The sequence below is a fragment of the Stenotrophomonas sp. STEN056 genome, assembly GCF_056759635.1.
On record NZ_JBRRDL010000007.1, the window covers coordinates 37,350 to 56,615 of the forward strand.

General features: G+C 62.4%; 16 protein-coding genes and 1 tRNA gene. 6 read left to right on the plus strand and 11 right to left on the minus strand.

What is annotated here, in order from left to right:
• Window positions 1-27: 27 nt before the first annotated feature.
• Together ACVOLO_RS06165 and ACVOLO_RS06170 are read right to left on the minus strand one after the other, a co-directional pair.
• Window positions 28-759 (minus strand): helix-turn-helix domain-containing protein, encoded by a 732-nt coding sequence (locus ACVOLO_RS06165; RefSeq protein WP_481569378.1) that lies wholly within the window; start codon window positions 757-759, stop codon window positions 28-30.
• 129 nt (window positions 760-888) lie between these two features.
• Window positions 889-965, minus strand: a tRNA-Arg gene (locus tag ACVOLO_RS06170).
• A gap of 328 nt (window positions 966-1,293) precedes the next feature.
• On the opposite strand from ACVOLO_RS06170, the gene ACVOLO_RS06175 reads away from it, so the two are divergent.
• The 5 genes from ACVOLO_RS06175 (at window position 1,294) to ACVOLO_RS06195 (ending at window position 6,586) form a co-directional block, all read left to right on the plus strand.
• On the plus strand, window positions 1,294-1,782 hold the full coding sequence (locus tag ACVOLO_RS06175; protein WP_481569379.1) for a hypothetical protein: 489 nt from the start codon (window positions 1,294-1,296) through the stop codon (window positions 1,780-1,782).
• 168 nt (window positions 1,783-1,950) lie between these two features.
• Window positions 1,951-2,979, plus strand: a complete 1,029-nt coding sequence (locus tag ACVOLO_RS06180) for a polysaccharide biosynthesis/export family protein (RefSeq protein ID WP_481569380.1) — start codon at window positions 1,951-1,953, stop codon at window positions 2,977-2,979.
• 81 nt (window positions 2,980-3,060) lie between these two features.
• The gene (locus ACVOLO_RS06185) at window positions 3,061-3,672 is read left to right on the plus strand and encodes a YjbF family lipoprotein (RefSeq protein WP_481569381.1); all 612 of its coding nucleotides are present in this window, start codon (window positions 3,061-3,063) and stop codon (window positions 3,670-3,672) included.
• On the plus strand, window positions 3,669-4,421 hold the full coding sequence (locus tag ACVOLO_RS06190) for a capsule biosynthesis GfcC family protein (protein ID WP_481569382.1): 753 nt from the start codon (window positions 3,669-3,671) through the stop codon (window positions 4,419-4,421). Before ACVOLO_RS06185 ends, ACVOLO_RS06190 begins: the two co-directional genes overlap by 4 nt.
• 2 nt (window positions 4,422-4,423) lie before the next feature.
• Window positions 4,424-6,586 carry a YjbH domain-containing protein gene (locus ACVOLO_RS06195; protein ID WP_481569383.1) on the plus strand — a complete coding sequence of 721 codons (2,163 nt, stop codon included), beginning with the start codon at window positions 4,424-4,426 and terminating at the stop codon, window positions 6,584-6,586.
• 49 nt (window positions 6,587-6,635) lie between these two features.
• On the opposite strand, the gene ACVOLO_RS06200 is transcribed toward ACVOLO_RS06195, so the two are convergent.
• The 9 genes from ACVOLO_RS06200 to kdsA all read right to left on the minus strand — a co-directional run bounded on the left by ACVOLO_RS06200 (window position 6,636) and on the right by kdsA (window position 17,464).
• Window positions 6,636-7,700, minus strand: a complete 1,065-nt coding sequence (locus tag ACVOLO_RS06200; protein ID WP_481569384.1) for a hypothetical protein — start codon at window positions 7,698-7,700, stop codon at window positions 6,636-6,638.
• Window positions 7,700-8,818 carry a glycosyltransferase gene (locus ACVOLO_RS06205; RefSeq protein ID WP_481569385.1) on the minus strand — a complete coding sequence of 373 codons (1,119 nt, stop codon included), beginning with the start codon at window positions 8,816-8,818 and terminating at the stop codon, window positions 7,700-7,702. The genes ACVOLO_RS06200 and ACVOLO_RS06205 overlap by 1 nt, the downstream gene beginning before the upstream one ends.
• Window positions 8,818-10,041, minus strand: a complete 1,224-nt coding sequence (locus ACVOLO_RS06210) for a CDP-glycerol glycerophosphotransferase family protein (protein WP_481569386.1) — start codon at window positions 10,039-10,041, stop codon at window positions 8,818-8,820. The genes ACVOLO_RS06205 and ACVOLO_RS06210 overlap by 1 nt, the downstream gene beginning before the upstream one ends.
• A 1-nt stretch (window position 10,042) precedes the next feature.
• Window positions 10,043-11,212 (minus strand): lipopolysaccharide biosynthesis protein, encoded by a 1,170-nt coding sequence (locus tag ACVOLO_RS06215; protein WP_481569387.1) that lies wholly within the window; start codon window positions 11,210-11,212, stop codon window positions 10,043-10,045.
• Between the two features lie 50 nt (window positions 11,213-11,262).
• A complete protein-coding gene (locus ACVOLO_RS06220; RefSeq protein WP_481569388.1) occupies window positions 11,263-11,829 on the minus strand; it encodes an adenylyltransferase/cytidyltransferase family protein in 567 nt (188 codons plus the stop codon).
• A complete protein-coding gene (locus ACVOLO_RS06225; protein ID WP_481569389.1) occupies window positions 11,826-14,024 on the minus strand; it encodes a polysaccharide biosynthesis tyrosine autokinase in 2,199 nt (732 codons plus the stop codon). Before ACVOLO_RS06225 ends, ACVOLO_RS06220 begins: the two co-directional genes overlap by 4 nt.
• Window positions 14,025-14,140: 116 nt before the next feature.
• Window positions 14,141-14,581, minus strand: a complete 441-nt coding sequence (locus ACVOLO_RS06230) for a low molecular weight protein-tyrosine-phosphatase (protein WP_481569390.1) — start codon at window positions 14,579-14,581, stop codon at window positions 14,141-14,143.
• 107 nt (window positions 14,582-14,688) lie between these two features.
• A complete protein-coding gene (locus ACVOLO_RS06235; RefSeq protein ID WP_481569391.1) occupies window positions 14,689-16,083 on the minus strand; it encodes an undecaprenyl-phosphate glucose phosphotransferase in 1,395 nt (464 codons plus the stop codon).
• A 535-nt stretch (window positions 16,084-16,618) separates the two neighbouring features.
• Window positions 16,619-17,464, minus strand: a complete 846-nt coding sequence (gene kdsA / locus ACVOLO_RS06240) for a 3-deoxy-8-phosphooctulonate synthase (protein ID WP_481569392.1) — start codon at window positions 17,462-17,464, stop codon at window positions 16,619-16,621.
• Between the two features lie 259 nt (window positions 17,465-17,723).
• Here kdsA and amaB point away from each other — a divergent pair, with 259 nt between their 5' ends.
• Window positions 17,724-19,256 carry an L-piperidine-6-carboxylate dehydrogenase gene (amaB, locus tag ACVOLO_RS06245; protein ID WP_481569393.1) on the plus strand — a complete coding sequence of 511 codons (1,533 nt, stop codon included), beginning with the start codon at window positions 17,724-17,726 and terminating at the stop codon, window positions 19,254-19,256.
• The last annotated feature ends 10 nt before the right edge of the window (window positions 19,257-19,266 follow it).

Genomic DNA, 19,266 nt, shown 5'->3' on the forward strand with positions numbered 1-19,266 from the left:
CGCACACGACTGACCGGGGCGCGCAGTTTAGGCCGCACCCGTGGAGGCGTCTTGACCCAGGCTACTGCCCGACTCCCGCCATTGCCGCGGCGTCAGCCCGGTTTCCCGCCGCAGCGCCCGGGTCAAGGCACTTTGTTCGGAATAACCGGCGCGTTGGGCGATATCACTGATGGAAGCATAGCTCCCCATCAGCTGCTGCTTGGCCCAACGCAGCCGGGCAGCACTTACCCAGGTTTGCGGGGACACCCCGAATTCGCGGGCAAACAGCGCATGCAGACGACTGCCACTGACCCCCGCCTCGGCCGACATGCGCGCCACCGACCAGTCGCCACCGGGCGCTTTGGCCACCGCCATGCACAAGGCCTGCAAACGGGCGCCACTGCCATCCGGTGCGAAATAACGCAGCAACTGCGGCAACGGGTCACTCTGCATGCCGTCGGCCTGGATGCACTGCAATCGCTGGCGGATGTGCTTTGGCAGGGCCAACCAGCGCTGCCGGCTCAGGTGCTCAAGCGTGTCATCGTCCAGCACACCGGCATGGCAATCGATGATCAGACAGCAGTTGTCACCCTGCGCCTCCATGTCGTGCCGCTCGCCCGGGGCAACAAACGCTCCCTGCAGTAGATCGACACGGCCGCCGAGCCCGTCCACTTCCAACTGCAGATCACCGCGTACCGGCAGGACCCACTGCGAATAGTCGTGACACTCCAGGCCGGTGGGCTGCAGGTAGTGGCGCAGATGGCGAGCCGTGGATGACATGGGCGCAGTCTGCACGCGCGGCGACTCCCCTCGCAACGAGCATGCAGAGAAACAGAATTCGGAGGATGCCGGCAATTTCACGGCAGATGGGGCGCAAAAGCGGCGAGCGGCAGATGCCAGCGGCCGGCCTGGTGACCCCGGCCCGATTCGAACGGGCGACCTGTCCCTTAGGAGGGGACCGCTCTATCCAGCTGAGCTACGGGGCCTAAATGCGGTGGCAAGAGTACAGGCAACGGCTTGATCGGGCCAGCGTCAATCGCCCATCGGGGCGCGCGGCCTCGCCCTGCACGTGCATTCGCTGGCGCCTGTGCGGTGCCTGCTTTGCCCCGCATTCCAGCGGATTGAGAACGCACCCGAAGCATCGGTTTGCCGCGCGCACTCCAACGCAGCAGGCCACCAATCTCCTCGCACGCGCCCCGGCCTTCCGTCCCATGAAAATCGACCCAGAACCTCCCCTGGTCCGATTGACACAAAAAGAGAGCAATAGAAACAATGGGCGAGCTTAAAAATCCAATGGAATAGGAGCCCCATTCAATGAAGAAGATGTCCGCCGTGCTGGTCCTCATGGGGCTTACCTTCCCCGTCGCCGCCCAGGACGTGTCGTCCGCGGCCACCTCCGCCGAGGCTGCAGCCCCGGCTGCCGAACCCGCAGCACAGCAAGCCCCCGCACCGGATGCAGGCACCCAGAACCAATGGGTTGATGCAAGCGTTGAGCAGCCCACCCTTCCCGAAAGCACTCCCCAGGAAGTCGTGACGTCTGAAACCGCCGTGGCCCAGAACACTGCCGCTGAAGCCGCAACCGAGGTGGCCGGGGAAGTGGCGGGCGAGATAGCAGGCGAAGTGGCCAGCAATGCCGTCGCCGCCGGCGCGCAGGCCGCGCAGGCCGTCGCCACCGGCACCCTGACCACCGCTGCCACGGTCGGTATCGGCATTGCTGCGGCAGCGGCGGTGTACAGCGTGGCCGCCGACCACAACGACAGCAGCAGTTCTCCGTCCACCGGCGGCACGACCGGCACCTACTGACCGACGAACTGACGATCGCTACGAAGCCCATTCCGGCCCTTGCGCCGGCATGGGCTTCGTTTTTGCCCTCAGCGGCAAGGAACAATCACGATGCACTGCAAACGCCTCGCCCTTCTGATGGCGTCCGCGCTCCTTCTGCCCGCTTGTATCTGGGCACCCGGGCAGCACATGCGCCGCGGCGGGCTGCTGCGCGAAGACAATGCGTTGGCACAGGATCAAATCGAGCTGATTGCGATCACACCCAAGCTGATCGCAATGGAGCATGCCGAGCGCGATGCGTTCACCTTTCCCGATGTGCTCTCCCGCTATCAGCCCGCGCCCTACCGTATCGGCGCTGGCGATGTCCTGTACATCACGGTCTGGGATCACCCTGAGCTGACCGTGCCGGCAGGGGCGCAGCAGCAGCTCAATGCGGCCGGGCGCCTGGTCCAGTTCGACGGCACCCTGTTCTACCCCTATATCGGCAAGGTTGCGGCCGCCGGCAAGACACCAGGACAACTGCGCGAGGACATCACCACCCGCCTCGCACGCTATATCGAAGCGCCGCAGGTGGATGTTTCCGTCCTCACCTATGCAAGCCAGCGCGTCTGGGTCACAGGCGCATCGCGCCAACCCGCGGCTGTCGCGCTGACCATCGCGCCGCTGACACTGGCCGATGCAATCAGCCAATCCGGGCTGGACCCGACCCAGGCGGACCTGTCCGGAATACGCCTGACCCGTGATGGCACCACCCACATCATCGATCTGGACCGCGTCGGCCAAGGTCACGCCGGCACCAATATCTATCTGAAAGCTGCCGATCAAATCTACGTCCCCTATCTGGATCGCAAGGAAGTGTTTGTCGTCGGCGAAGTCGGCCAACCCGGTGCCTTGAGCTTCCGCACGGCAGGGATTTCGCTCAGCCAGGCGCTGGGGCGCGCCCGCGGCCTGCTGCAGACCACGTCCAATGGCAATGCCATCTATGTCATCCGCGGCGCCGCTGATCTGCAGCAGGCACCGTCGCAGGTATTCCATCTGGAGGCTCGCTCTCCCAGTGCCTTTGCGGTGGCGAGCCAGTTTGAGCTGCGGCCGGGCGACGTGGTGTTTGTCGGTGCTGCTGGCGTAACCCGCTGGAGCCGTTTCGTGAATCAGCTGCTGCCGTTCTCGGCAATCATCAGCAACGCGGCCAGTACCCGCAACGACCTCGACAACAACTGACGCCGGACGATGACGAGCAGGAGCGCTCCATTCGGCTGGCCGGCATCGCGCACCTTTCTTTTGCTGCCACTGGTCGTTGCAATGGCAGGCTGCGGCGCGATTGGCCAATCCAGCATCAAGGCGGTTCGCCTCGCACTGCGCGGCGCACCGGATGTGCAGCCCACAGCGGATGACGTTGCGGCCAATCGCTTCCCGCAGATCAAGGTGACCGGCCCCAATGGCGGCGCCATCCTGGTGCTTGGCAACATCGATGACGGCCGCCAGGCCTGGTACAGCAGCGAGCAGAGCATCGTATTTCTGCAGGATGGCCTGGTTGTCGCCACACACGGCGGCAGCCCGCAGCTGCGGCAGATGGCGATCATCGGCACACATCCTTTCCATGACTTGCGCAACCTCAAACCCGGTACGCAGGTAACACGCCGCTATGACGTCATGCCCGGCCACCACTACGGCATGCGCGTCACCGGAACCCTGCACACGCAGGGAAACGTGCAGATGGAGATTCTGGGCCGCAGGCGTGAGCTGCTGCATGTGCGCGAACAACTCAGCGGCAGCGGCTGGAAGCGCGACAACCATTACTGGGTGGACCCGGGCAACGGCTTCATCTGGAAGAGCGTGCAGGCCATCGCGCCCGACACCAGCCTGGAAATCATCCAGTTCAAACCTTACGCACCGGATCTCCAGCCGCGATGAACCTGCACCTGCCCGCCATGGTGCTCGGCGTGATGCTGACCACATCTGCCTATGCGACTTCACCGATCAGCATCGAAGTACGCGGCAGCGTCCGCTATCCAGGTGTACACACGTTGCCGGCGGATGCGCGCCTGAGTGCGGCTGCGCTTGCCGCTGGCCCTGATGCGCATGCCTATATGCTCGGCGCGGCGTTGCTGCGTACGCAGGCGATGCCCGTGCAGTCCCGACTGAAGGCGGGGGTGCTGTTCGATCTCGAATTGCTTGCGACACAGCCCTCCACTGCCGAGGCAGCCACGCGCATGCTGCACGAATTCCAGCGCCTGCCAGTGACCGGACGCGTCACCCAAATGCTGGACCCTCGCCCGCTGGAAGCCAGCCGCGCGCAAGACACACCGGCACAAAGCGGTGACCGCCTCGTCTACCCGCAACGGCCGGACACGATCAGCGTTGTCGGTGCCGTACTCAAACCCTGCACGCTGCGCCATGCCGCAGGTATTCCGGCAGAGCGCTATCGCCGGCAATGCCCCGTGCTTTCCGCCGCAAGCCCGGACTACCTGTACCTGATCCAGCCGGATGGAAGCCATCGAAAGATCGGCATTGCGCTGTGGAATCGGCAGACCTCGGCATCACTCGCGCCCGGCGCGGTCGTGTTTGTGCCCCTGGCCGAACACCTGGTGCGCGGCGTCGCCCCCGACATCAACGAGGAGGCGGCCGCCTTCCTTGCCACCCAGGTATTGGATGCCCGTTGAGCATGAACGTGAGGGTCCCCCCGCCCACATCGCTGGCGAGCGCCGGGTTGGCGCTGCTGGCACTGAGCATCTGCAACGTGCTGCATGCCCAGGAAGGGCCGCTGCCCACGGCCAGTGACTGGGGCGGCATCGGCCTGCTGCAGACCCCCACCGCGCGCATGGCTGAGGAAGGTGAGCTGAGCTTCACCGCCAGCCACACCTCGCCCTACAGCCGCTACACCTTCACCCTGCAGCCGCTGCCTTGGCTGGAGGGATCGTTCCGTTACATCTCCGTGGCCAACCGCCGCTACGGTTCAGAGTCACTGAGCGGCACGCAGAACTACAAAGACAAATCCATCGACTTCAAGCTGCGCCTGCTCCAGGAGAGCCGCTGGGTGCCCGAAGTCGCCGTTGGCATGCGCGATGTCGGTGGCACCGGGCTGTTCTCCAGCGAATACCTGGTTGCCAACAAGCGTTGGGGGCCGGTGGATGCGAGCCTGGGATTGGCCACCGGCTACATCGGCAACCGTGGTGATTTTGGCAACCCGTTGCGTCTTGTCGACGACCGATTCGCGACGCGGCCGGGTTACAAAAACAGCGCCACCACACCCGGTCGTTTGAATACCAGCGGCATGTTCCGCGGCCCGGTTGGCCTGTTCGGCGGCCTCAGCTACCAGACACCCTGGCAACCGCTGCAGCTGAAGCTCGAATACGACGGCAACGACTACCGGCACGAGCCCCAGCAGAACCACCAGCGGCAGCGCTCCCCGGTCAACATTGCGGCCACCTACATGCCTCACCGCAACGTGCAACTGCAGGCCGGTTGGGAACGCGGCAACGAGGCAGTGTTCGGCATCAGCATCCACGGCAACCTCGGCCAGGCAAAGCCGGCGCCGAAGCTGCTTGATCCGCCCGTTTTCAACACGCGGGCCGGAAGCTCTCCAGGAAAAGCTGCAACCGACTCAGCAGTACAGCAACCAGCCGTTGATTGGTCCGCCGTCGCCGAACAACTCGAAGAAGGTGCCGGCCTGCGTGTCTCGCGGGTATCACGAAAGGGACCGGAGCTGATCGTCACCGGCGAGCAGCAGCGCTACATCCAACCCGCCCGGGGATTTGACCGCGCCGCGCGCATCCTCGATGCATCCCTGCCTGCTGACATCGATTGGCTTACCGTCCGCAACACGCGCGCCGGCCTCGCCGTTGTTGATACAAGCGTCAACCGCGACGTCTTCAGCGCGTATCTGGACAACCGTGCAACGCAGTGGCAACTGGCACGCACCACCGAACGGGCAGCCCCTGCCCATCAGTACGGCCACACTGTGTACGAAGCGCCGCAACGGCACTTCAATGGCGAGTTCAGTCTCGGCTACCGCCAGTCACTGGGCGGCCCGGATGGCTTCATTCTGTTCCAGTTGACCGGCATCTATACCGCCAACCTTCACTTCACCCGAAACAGCTGGTTGCACGGCAGCCTGAGCTACAACGCGTACAACAACTACGACAAGTTCCGCTACGACGCACCAAGCAAGCTGCCGCGCGTACGCACGCATGTCCGCCAGTACCTGACCAGCGAAGACCTCACGCTTCCAACGCTGCAGCTGACCAGCACCGCACAACTGGGGCGCGATGTGTATGGCATGGCCTATGCCGGACTGCTGGAAACCATGTACGCCGGCGTCGGCATGGAACTGCTGTACCGCCCGTTCGGCCAGGCGTGGGCGGTGGGCGCCGACCTTAACCGGGTTCGACAACGTGATTTTGATCAGCGCTTTTCCCTACGCGACTACCGCGTCACCACCGGCCATGCCAGCCTGTACTACAACTGGGGAACGCGGCAGAAGATGACCGGCACGCTCAGCGTTGGTCGCTATCTGGCAAAGGATTGGGGCGCCACCGTGTCGCTGACCCGCATGTTCGACAATGGCGTGGGCATGGGTGCCTATGCGACCAGGACCAATGTGTCCTCCGAAGACTTTGGTGAAGGCAGTTTCGACAAAGGCATTTTCGTCTCAGTGCCGTTCGACCTGATGCTCCCCCGCTCCACCCGCTCCCGCGCAAACCTCAACTGGAACCCGCTCTATCGCGACGGTGGTGCGCGTCTTTCACGCACCTACGGCCTCCATCAGCTTACGGCAGAGCGTGAGCACTGGATGGGAAGCGCATCGCTCCGCGCCTTGGAAGATTGAACGCCCATGCCCCGGACATGATCCGGCGCCTGCGCCAACCTGCCCGGTATCACCACAACGGTGTCAGTACCGAAGGCCTGCCCCGGCTCAGGCTTGTGTGTGCCTGGAGATAGAGGACAAGCGGCATCGCCATCATGAAGTGCCGGAAGGCCGATCCAAAGTCCGGCTCGAAGATCGCCTGGGTGATGGTGAAGGCAAACACAATGCACGCCGCGATACGCACTCCGCCCTGCTGCCCCATTCCTTTGAGCATCAGCAGCGTCGCATGGCAGCGAAACAACACGAAGGGGGCGTAAACCGGCGATTTCAGCAACAGCTCCAACGGAAAGGCAACCCGGAACATGGCACTCACCCGGTTGAGGGTGAACCCAAGCGCAGAGTAGTCACCAAAGAAATAGCCTATCCGCGTGTTCGAGATGTCCTCCAGATACTCCGCCCGTCCAATATCGATCAATGCCCGCGGAATATGGGGGAACGCGATGAACGTTGCCACGCCCCCGGCCACCATTGCGGCGATGACCTTGCGGCGACTGTCCACTGCACCCAGTGCCAGCAGAAAAACGGCAAGGAACAGCAGAAAGTACAGCCGGACCACCAATCCATAGGCCAGCGATAGCGCGATCAGTATCACTATCGCCACCCGGAGCCGCCCCGATGAGAGCGCAACAACAACCGCGAAGGAAATGAACGTCGGGACGATGTCCTTGTTGATGCTCCCGTAGAACGGCGCATAGAGCACCAGCGCGCAGAAAAGGACGAACAGACCGGCCACGTCCGGCGCAATCCCCACCCGCAGGACAACAACCCAGACCATGACCAGGTAGGGGGCGGTCCACAGCAGATTCATCGCGAACCACTGTCCGTCAAAGCGGCTGGAATAGGCGGACAAGTCCAGCCCCACATACTCGGCCAGCTGAAACACAGGTGAGAATATCCAGGCAGTGCCCCGGTATGAACCTGCGAACACCGCCGACGATGGCGTGGCGTTGAGCAGGCCCTGGCCGTCCAGGTAGAACTTGGCATGCCAAAGCGACGGCATCTCGTGAACCAGGAACACGCCCGCCACCGAGAACAGCGCAACGCAGAACCAGACGACTCCGTCAGCGCGCCGCATCACAATAGCCGATCGTATGCGCTGCGCATCAACCTGGCATTCGTGGCGACATCAAAATGCAGGGCAACCCTGCGCCGGGCTTCCTTCCCCATGCTGGCCCGAAGGCCCGGGCTTTCGATCAATGCCCGCAGTCGCCCGACAAATGCGACCTCGTCGTCGCTGGCAACGAGAAACCCGGTGACGCGATCATCGATGACGTCTTTTAGACCGTCCACATCCGTTGCAACCACCGGCCGCCCAGCTGCACCCGCCTCTGCGGCCACATAACCAAAACTCTCGTATCTGGACGTCACCACGCAGATGTCCGACGCTGCAAAAAGCGCCTGGACAGCGGCATGACTGAGCCACGGAGTGACCTCCACCAAGGACATGTCAACCGACTGCGCGCGCAGCAGTTCATCAAGCAACTGCCTGTCCTTTTCATAATGGCCAACGCCAACAATCCTGAAGCGCACGCCGGCTGTCGCATCAAACGCGGAGATCACCCGGGCAAGCAGTTCGATGTTCTTCTGGTGGCAGATGCGCCCGACAAAAATGACCTGTACGGCACCCTCGCCTTCATTGGGACAACGTGGCAGCTCCGGCAATGCAACCCCATTGGCCACCGCGCACACCTTGGCTTCTGGATAGCCCACATCCACCAGGCTGCGCTGGGCTTCGCTGGGCGAGGTCGCCAGAAGCATATCCGTCAGACCCGCCAGCACGCCTTCCACCCCAAGAAACAGCCTGCGGCGCCAACCATCCCGCGCGAGGTAGTAGTACGCATGCGGCGTGTATACGACCGAGATGCGTTGGCCCAGCAGCCGGCACGCAAAGGCTGCCACCCTGCCCACGGCGCCGGCCTTGGAACTATGCAGATGCACGACATCAGGCCGATGCTTCCTCAGGAGCCTGCTGATGCGAAGCAAGGCCTGCATGTCCGTGAACAGGCCCACATTGCGGTGCATTGCCATCACCTCCACCGTCCCGCCGGCGGCGCGCCACTCCTGGGCCAGCGTGCACTCCTCGGGGACGACCAGCACACGCGTATCAAAGCCGCCAAAAGCACCGTGCAGATGAAAGGAGCGAAGGTATGTTTCAACGCCACCGAGGCATTGCGTGACATGCATGATCCGCATCAGCCTCGCTCCTGCATTTCAAAGATGCATGCCGCAACACGGGCGGCATTGCCTTCAACCCCAAGGGGGTGATACCGGGCCGCCATGTGCCGGCTCCGTTCAACGTACCCTCGCAGCACCTGCGGTGCGCCCTCGCACAGCGCATCCAGCTCCACGAGCCCGTCGCTCCACGATGTGAAGTACGCATCTGCACTGAACTTCCCGTAGTCCTCGTACAACCCCGGGCACGCGGTGTAGGCCTCAAGATCCGGAGCAACCAGAACAATCGGTCGCTCCAGCACCGAAAAATCCATCGCGATACTGGAGTAATCCGTAAGCAGCATGTCAAAGCCGGCCAGCAACGCCGTCACGTCGGGAAAGTCATCCGGCGGAAGCGCAACCACATTGCTCATGCCTGCAAACGCCTGTATCTCAGCCGAGTGCGGATGCGAGCGAACAAAAACCACCAGATCGGATCGTCCAGCGATGCGAAGCCGCAGCTGCTCATTGACAGTCACCGATGGCTGCCCGCCGTCACGCCAGGTGGGGGCGATGAGCGCGAAGTATTTTCTGCCGCCCAGCCGGTTCCGTCGAGCCAGCGCTTCCAGCACCCTGCGCGGCGCCACCGCCCCCTGGCCAATCAGATCCATGCGCGGGTCACCTGTGACGATCACTTTGTGATCGGCAAGCGACATCGCCGAGCGAAGACGCGCAGCAGCCAACGGTGAACCTGCAATCACGGCGCTGCAATGGCTGTTCCAGAAGGCTTCCAGCCGAGTGCTCGCTGTTCTCAGCACACCACGCGCCCATCCCGCAGGTTCCTGTCGGTCCCTGCCGATGCGCTTGAGCGGGGCGCCGTGCCACAGCTGGATAACCGTCGCACCCCAGATGGCCGGACCACGAAGGTCGGAGAACCCATGGGTCATGACACCCACACCCGCGCGCAGGCACAGCCGCAGTGCTTTCCACGAAGCATGCCTGACGCATTCCAACCGATGGCCTTCCGCCAGTCGGTCGTCCAGCGGATTCCGGGTCAGCCACACAACCCGGATATCCGGGCGCATCGCCCGTACCTGCTGCACCAGCGCAAGCGGACCATCACCGACACCGGAGCGGCGGCTGACCACCCAAAGCCGTTGGTCCCGCACCACAAGGGCGGCGATGCATGAAAGCACGGCGTACCAAGGCAACTTGACGGCCTTGGCCAGATTATCGCGCAGGAAAGAAAAGGCTTCCGTAGACATCTCAACCCACACTCCGGTGACGGCCCAACAACAGGTACGCAAGCACCATCGCAACCTGTATGGCCACGAAGGACGTCATCACCGCGTTCCCTGCCGTGGACTGCAGAATCAGGAACGAGACGGGCAAGCCAATCAGCAAAGCCAGCACATTGATGACCAGCAGGCTACGCAGCTGCCCGGCACCGCGCAGCCAGGTTCTGCGCAAGGTGACAAGCGCCCAGCACATCGGCAGCAGCAGTGCCCCCAATTGCATCCAGCCCTCGAATTTCCGGTACTCGCTGCCGTAGATCCGCTCCAGCAGATAACCCGCGAGCGGGTACACAAGCAGAGCAAACGCTGCAGAAGAAACCAGGCATACGGCCAACAAACGGCGCATGGAATGTCTTGTTCCGGTGCCACCCTGCTGCTGGTGAAGCCTTGCAACACGTGGAAGCAGAAAGGCGGAGAACCCAATCAACACCTGGTTGACCGGAAGCAACAACGTCAATACCGAGCGGAGTCCGGCGATATCGTCCGACCGATCCATGAAGCCAAGAAACAGCATCGACGCATTGCCGGCCAACCACACCAACCCCGCAACCGCCACCCCAGGCAACGCCTGGATCACGAGTCCTCGCAACGGCAGGAAGCCACCGGCTGAGCCGTCTTCAAGAAAGACGGCAACGGCCACGCCCATCAACCCAGCCATGGCCATGGCCATGGCAGCGGCCCTGAACGGTTCAACGCCATTGGCCGAAAGCCCAACGAAAGCCGCCAACAACGTGACCGAAGCGGCCATGCTGACCATGAACGCCGAACGATGATCGCCCCTGCTGTGCAACGCGCTTCGGGCCGACCAGCACAGCGATGACACCACGGCTGCTGGCATCAACAGCAAGATCGCATCGGCGCCGCTGGCTACGCCTGAAACAGCCAACACCGCGCTCCCCAATATGGCGCACGGAATAAACAGCCAGGCGGTGCTCATGAGCACGCCGGTAAATGCAGTGTTTTTGTCTGATGCTTCCCTCAACACGAGCGCATCATTGATCGTCGGTGTATGCAGGAAGTTGAGCAGCACAACGAAGGCATGGAACAAGCTGAAACGTGCGAATCCTTCCAGTGACGAGTGCCTGGCAACGGCGATACCCAACAGGAAGTTCCCCCCAACCACGGCCAGCTGGTCGCCCACCGCGTAAATCGGCGAGCCACGCCCTGGCCTTGAACGAATGCCACGCCAGTTCATTCGAAACGACGCACGATCGCCGACACCATATCCAGCGCCGCCTTCAACTCCGACACATGCTCCGAATCCAGCGCACTGAGCACGCGTTTTATCTCGGTGCTTGATATGTCCTTGGTACGTGGCAGGTACACCACTTCGCAGCACGGACGAAGGTGGTCAAACTTGCCCTCCCAGTCATCGCCCATGCCCAGCACATCAATACCCAACGTCTGGATATCCGACAGCTTCTGCGACCAGTCATTCTCAGCAATGACCTGGTCCACATAGCGCACACCCTGGACGATGGCCATGCGATCCTTGAAAGGCACGACCGTGCGCTTTCCCTTTCGCGCATTGAATTCATCCGTCGACACTCCCACGATCAGGCGATCACCCATTGCGCGCATCCGTCGCAGCAGATTCAAATGCCCGACGTGGAACAGATCGAACGTGCCATAGGTCAGTATCGCCCGAGGCCTCTTTCCAGCCTGGCCCTGCACCCCGCTGCTGTGCTCACTTTCTGCGCCGACCGCGCATTCGCGACTTGCAGGCGGCGTCGTTTGGTCGTGTCGCTGATCGTTCATTTGTATTCGTAGTAGCCATAGCTGGAGTGCCCCAGCACACGTGGCTGCACGGCATTCAGGATCGCGCCCTTCAGCTTGACGTTGTTTTGCTCGAAGCGTTTTCTGGCCAAAGCCAGCTCCCGGGGTTGATTCAGCCCAAACCGGGCGACCAGCAAGCTGGTTCCGGCGTGATGCGCAATCACTGCAGCATCGGTTACCGCGAGAATCGGCGGCGTGTCGATCAGCACGATGTCGAACATCAGCTCCACTGCCTGCAACAGCTGCGTGAAGTTCGCATGCATGAGCAGCTCGGAAGGATTCGGAGGCACCTCTCCGCGCGTGATATAGCTCAACGTCTCCACTCCCGGCTGCACGCGGATGACATCGGCAAGCGCGCATTTTCCGGCGAGCACATCCGACAGGCCCGGCATCTGTGGAGCACCGAACAGGCGGTGCAGACTGCCCTTGCGCATGTCCGCATCAATCACCAGCACCCGCTGTCCCGCCTGTGCAATCACAGCCGCCAGATTGGCTGATACAAATGTCTTGCCGGCATCAGGGCTGGCACCCGATATCAGGACGATGTTGTTCTTCGCCTCCAACCTGGCGAAATGAAGACTGGTGCGAAGACTACGCACGGCTTCCACTGCAAGATCCGCGGGGTCTGTCAGTGCCAGCAGTGACGACTTCTGCACGCTGCGCTTGTTCCGTGCCGTATCCGCCTTCTGGCGTGCACTGACGGGGATCGATGCATACACGGGCAAACCCAGCTCTTCGAGCTGCGCAGGATCTTCCACGCCACGGTTGAACAGCTGTTGCAGGAGAACCACCCCCGCCGACAGAAAGAACCCAAGCACGGCACCGGCCAGTATCACCAGAAGCCTGCGTGGCTTGACCGGCGAAAACACATCCACCTGCGCGGCATCAACGATGCGCACATTGCCGACGGTTCCGGCCCGCGCCACATCCAGTTGCTGGGCCTGGTTGAGCATGGCCGTGTACATCTCGTTGCTGACCTGCAGATCGCGCGTAAGCCGCAGCAGCTCCTGCTGGGCCTCAGGGAGCTGCCGCACCTTCCCCTGGAATCCGTTCTTGCGCCCCTGCAATTCCGCCAACTGGCGCATCATCGCCTGATAGGCGGGATGATCACGGGTGAACTTCCGGTCCATCTCCGCCTGCTGCAGGCGCAGTTGCTGGATGCTGACCTCGGCCGCCACTTCCTGGTCAAGCAGGCCCTTGGTCTGCAAGGTCAAGTCAACCGAGTTGGCCTGTGTCTGGTAGCTGCTCAATGCGCGTTGCGCGTTGTCCACCTGTTTACGCAGGGTAGGCAACTGCTCTTTCACAAAGTGGAGCTGCGCCGAGGCTTCGGCTGAATTACGCTCCACGTTCTGCCGCACATAGGCAGCCATTACCTGCTGCAGAAAGTGCTGGGCCAATGCCGGGTCGGTGTTCTGATAGGCAAGTTTGAGGATGCCCGAATCCTTGCCTGACTCAGCCACGACAACCGCCCTCTGCAACTGGTTCACCACTGTCAGGCGCGGCTGCCTGATCACGCTGAAGCGCATGCCAGGGTGCGCACGCAGGGCTTCCACCTGCACGGCGACGCCACCACCTTGCACTGCCTGGCCAACCGCCCCTTCCAGCAGTTGCCTGCCGGCATCGTCATACAGAACGTAGCGGCCGTTCTCACCGGCAACCAATCGCAATTTTTTGCCCATCAGCTGTTCTGGCACATCCAGCTGAAAGAGCTTCAACTGCTCGCCGCCCCAGCCATACCGTGCCATTCCCAGCCGGATATGTCGCAACTCACTGGGCGCTTCCCTCTCGGCACGCCGCGCAAGCGCCGGCCCCACCATCGGGAAGCGCTGCGGTTCGACCTCCACATCCAGCTTCAGTGCATCGACCACACTACCAATCACCGCACGCGAAGTGATGAGTGCCACCTCCGTCGTCGCCTCGGTCGAACGTGTTCCCAGCCCAAGTGATTGACTCACGTCGGCCAGTCCCGGCAACGAAGGCACCTTCGACTCCACCTGCACAATGGCATCGGCCCGGTAGACAGGCGTGGACAGCAACGCATACAGCGCTGCCACCACGACAAATGCCGCGGTCATCGAGATGACCCACCACCTGCGGTCGAAGAGAGCGCCCAACAACTCCCGCAGACTGATTCGTTCTACGTTGTCCTGCTGCGCCGGGCGTGATTCGGTTGTCATGAAATGGATTTACCGGATGTCTTGGATTTGTTTCATCTAAGGACGGTTTGAAGCAGCACGGCGGGCAAGCCCATCCAGGGGGTTGGTTGGTGCATGGCAGCGGCATCACCGGGCAATCAAAGGTGCCGCAGCCACCCTTCCACACCTTCAGCTATCCATTGGTGCACCTGCTCGAACACTCGATATGGCTGCCTGTGCGGATCAGGTATTTCCCTTTCCATCTGCCACTTTCCCAGCAGGAAGGTCTTGCCCGACGCCTGTGGTGCAATCGCGGCCACTTGATGCAGGTGCCTGCGTTCCATCACCAGAATCAGCGCCGCCCTGGACAACATGGCCACATCAACCTGCCGCGCGCGATGATCGGTGCCATCGAGCCCGGCCTTGAGCAACAACTGCTGAGTGGTCGAGTCGATACCGCGCCCTGCACTTGCCGCCAGGCCTGCCGATGCAATCTGCACCTCACGTCCCGCATGCGCATGCCGCAACATCACTTCAGCGCAGGGGCTGCGGCAGATATTGCCGACGCAGACAAACAGCACGCTATCGAACACAGTCACTCCATCAATTCGCGCAGTCGCCGCCGCTCAGGCACCCACCCGTCACTGCACAGGGGTTGCATGCATCCCCACCGTGCGGCGCCGACAGCTGTCTTGCCTGCTACGCATCAGTAGGCCGTCTTTTGGCCAAGCACCGTCACAGCGGTCAGCACAATGATCCGCAGATCGAGAATCGGGCTCCAACGCCGGATGTAGTCAATGTCGTACTGCACTCGCTTCTTCATTGATCGCAGGTCGGGGGTTTCGCCACGCAGACCATGCACCTGCGCCCACCCGGTAATGCCCGGCTTGGCGTAATGCCGGTGCATATAGCGGGTTATCAACCGCTGGTAATGATTGTTGTGCTGGACCGCATGCGGGCGTGGCCCCACCACCGACATGCTCCCACCCAGTACGTTGAACAACTGAGGTAGTTCATCAAGGCTGGTTCGCCGCAGGAATGCGCCCAGCCGCGTGACGCGGGGATCGTTCCGGCTCGCTTGGGTGACATGTCCCGGCACATCCTGGTGGACGTGCATGGAGCGGAACTTGAGCATCCAGAATTCCTGCCCACCAAGCCCATGGCGCCGTTGCCGGAACAGCGCGGGGCCGGGCGAACTCAGCTTCACCGCCACCGCCAGCACTGCCAGCAAAGGGGCCAGAACAATCACGGCAGGCAGCGCAACCACGAGATCCACCATCCGCTTGATCAAACGGTAGTTTTGCTTGGCCAAGCCTTGCCGGATGCCGATCATCGGCACATTTCCGGTGACGTGAACGCCCGGATTGAGCATGCCCAGTCCGCCGATATCAGGGATCAGACGCACCGGCACGGGGCAAGGCTCGATATCCTTCAGCACCGATTTCACCGACGCAGTCCCCCCCAAGGGCAGCGACACCCACACCTGGTCGAAATCCCCCCTGTGCTCTTCCAGATAGGCGGCCAGATCGCCCAGACTACCGAGCCGCAGCGGCCCGTTACTTTCACGCAACGGAACATCGTCGGCACCTGCGAAGTAGCCGATCACCTTCTTGCCGATTTCTGGCCTGCCGGAAAAGAGCCTATGCAGTTTCAGCGCCGGTGCACGCAAGCCGACCAACAGCACGCGCTGACAGTCCAAACCCCGCGCGCGCAAGCGGTGCAGCTGCACACGGACAATCGCTCTGACCAGCACCATCAACACTGCACCCGTCAGGTACCACGACAGCAGCCAGAGCGCCGAAACAGGGTTATCCAGGGCCGAAAGATGCGCATACAACGCGAATGCCGAGAATGCCAGGCTCCATGCCAGGCAAAGCATTCCCGCATCGGCAAGAAAGCCGCGCAGCCACCAGTTGCGATAAACAGGAACGATGCTGAAGAACACCATCACATTCAGCGCGAGCGCGCCAAAGGTCATGCGAACCGACGAGCTGGGCGACTGCAGACCGTCCAGCAGCAGGCAGGCGATCACCGCGGCGACAAGCACTGCGACAACATCGGACAGGCGCAGGGCCAGATCCAGGGCAACCCGCCCTTCCACCCGCGCCTGCACCTGGCTGGCAGGTGCCTTGCCTACGAATCCATGTACCACCAGCCAACCTCCCAGAAGATGGCGGCAGCACATCGCATTGAAAAATGCGAAACGGGATTCCCCTCAAAACAAGCAGAATTGAACCGCTGTCACACCGCCGATGCGCGGCATTTAATCAACTACATCCGGGGCATTCCAGCAAACTCCGACAGTTTCAGACCGTGCCGATGCAACGCCATCAGCCGTGTCCCAGCAGCCACCAAAAATCACTGGGATCAAGCGAAATATGCATCACCCACCTGCGCACTGATTTGGCGTGTTGCGGCCATTGCCGGCCGCAACAGCCAAGCGTGTGAGTCTGCCCGCTCATCCTCAACACAATGATTCGGCAATTGGCCGGCAACCACCGGCCCAACCGATCCACCATTGCGGCTTGTTCCAGCACGCCCGCGTCGCCTTGCACGCACGGGCACCAACTCTACTCATGAACCGTGCAAACCGGCGTTCGCACGGATACGCCGGCCACACCTGTACACATTTGCCCTCAGGCGATATCCAACACCGGGAATGACTTCACCAACTCATCCAGTGCCTTGATCTGCGCCAGGAACGGCTCCAGCACATCCAGCGGCAGGGCGCTCGGGCCATCGCAGCGGGCGTTGTTCGGGTCCGGATGCGCTTCCAGGAACAAGCCGGCAATGCCAACGGCCATGCCGGCGCGCGCCAGTTCGACCACCTGACGACGGCGGCCACCTGAAGCTTCGCTGCCCGCGTCGCGGCGCTGCAGGCTGTGGGTGACATCAAAGATTGCCGGCAGGCCGCCGGTGGCTTCGATCATCTCGCGGAAGCCGAGCATGTCCACCACCAGGTTGTCGTAACCGAACTGGGCGCCACGCTCGCACAGGATGATCTGCTCGTTGCCAGCCTCGCGGATCTTGCTGACGATGTGCTTGATCTGCGTGGGGCTGAGGAACTGCGGTTTCTTGATGTTGACCGCGCGGCCGGTGCGCGCAATGGCGGTCACCAGGTCGGTCTGCCGCGCGAGAAACGCCGGAATCTGCAGCACGTCCACCACTTCGGCAACCGGGGCCGCCTGCGCCACCTCGTGCACGTCCGTGATTACCGGCACACCGAAACGCTGCTTCACCTGTTCGAAGATACGCAGGCCTTCTTCCAGCCCAACACCACGGAAGGAGTTGATCGAGGAGCGATTGGCCTTGTCGAAGGACGCCTTGAACACATACGGGATCCCCAGCTTGCCGGTGACCTCCACGTAACGTTCGGCGGCGTACAGCGTGGAGTCCAGGTCCTCCAGCACGTTGAGCCCACCAAAAAGCACGAAGGGCAGCTTGTTGCCGACCACGACGCCATCGGAAATCGTTACGTTCATTTGTCAGTCCTGTTCAACGTCAGGGGAAGCCCCTGCAAAGGGGGCGAATATCGCCGAAATCGGCTGCGAGGGACAGCATGAAACACGCCAGGCAGGCCATGTCGGCGTCGCATGGCCTGGCGCTAGGCGCGCCCCCTGCCCTGGCTGGCGCCGCACAGGCCGGGGCATCGGTTCACTCTGATACTATGTGGCGCTCACCCCGTCGCCCCCACCGCTACCCACGACGGCGCCAAAATAACGTTAAGAAACAGGAGTTTGCATGTCTTCCGAGCTACTCAAGGCTTTGGCTCTGGATGCCACCAACGCTGGCACCTATCTGGGTAACGGGGAATGGTCGAGCGCCACCGGCGCGGGCGTCCTCAAGCCGCAGAACCCGACCACCGGCGAGGTGATCGCAGAAGTCCAGGCCACGACCGAGGCAGATTACGAGACCGTGATCGCCCGTGCGCAGGAAGCCTACAAGGTATGGCGCACCACCCCGGCACCGCGCCGCGGCGAAGCCGTACGCCTGTGCGGTGAGGCACTGCGCAAGCACAAGGACGCACTGGGCTCACTGGTTGCGCTGGAAATGGGCAAGTCCAAGCCGGAAGGCGACGGTGAAGTGCAGGAGATGATCGACATCGCCGACTTCGCGCTGGGCCAGAGCCGCATGCTGTACGGCTACACCATGCACTCCGAGCGCCCCGGCCACCGCATGTACGAGCAGTACCACCCGCTGGGCCTGGTCGGCATCATCTCGGCCTTCAACTTCCCTGTTGCGGTGTGGAGCTGGAACGCGTTCCTGGCCGCCATCTGTGGCGACATCTGCATCTGGAAGCCGTCCAACAAGACCCCGCTGACCGCCATTGCCACGATGAAGATCTGCAATGAGGCGCTGAAGGATGGCGGCTTCCCGGACCTGTTCTTCCTGATCAACGACGCCGGCACCGCGCTGTCGGAGAAGATGGTCGACGATCGCCGCGTGCCGCTGATCTCCTTCACCGGCTCCACCCAGGTCGGCCGCACCGTCAACCAGAAGGTTGCCCAGCGCCTGGGCCGCTGCCTGCTGGAACTGGGCGGCAACAACGCCATCATCATGGACGAGACCGCCGACCAGAAGCTGGCCGTGCCGGGCATCGTGTTCGGCGCCGTCGGCACTGCCGGCCAGCGCTGCACCACCACCCGTCGCCTGATCGTGCATGAATCCATCTACGACAACGTGCTGGCCACGCTGATCAAGGCCTACAAGCAGGTCGAAGGCAAGATCGGCGACCCGACCGATGCCGCCAACCTGATGGGCCCGCTGAACAGCCCGGAAGCCGTGCAGCAGTTCCTGGCCTCGATCGCCAAGGCCAAGGCCGCCGGTGGCACCCTGGAGACCGGCGGCACCGCCATTGATCGCCCGGGCAACTTCGTGCTGCCGGCGATTGTCACCGGCCTGAAGAACAGCGACGAGATCGTCCAGCACGAGACCTTTGCGCCGATCCTGTACGTGATGAAGTACAAGACCCTGGACGAAGCCATCGACATGCAGAACGGCGTGCCGCAGGGCCTGTCGTCCTCGATCTTCACCCAGAACCTGAAGACCGCCGAGAAGTTCCTGTCGGCCGCCGGCAGCGACTGCGGCATTGCCAACATCAACATCGGCACCTCCGGCGCCGAAATCGGTGGCGCCTTCGGTGGTGAAAAGGACACCGGCGGTGGCCGTGAGTCCGGTTCGGATGCATGGAAGGTGTACATGCGCCGCCAGACCAATACCATCAACTACTCCGATTCACTGCCGCTGGCCCAGGGCATCAAGTTCGACCTGTAATGGAACCTGC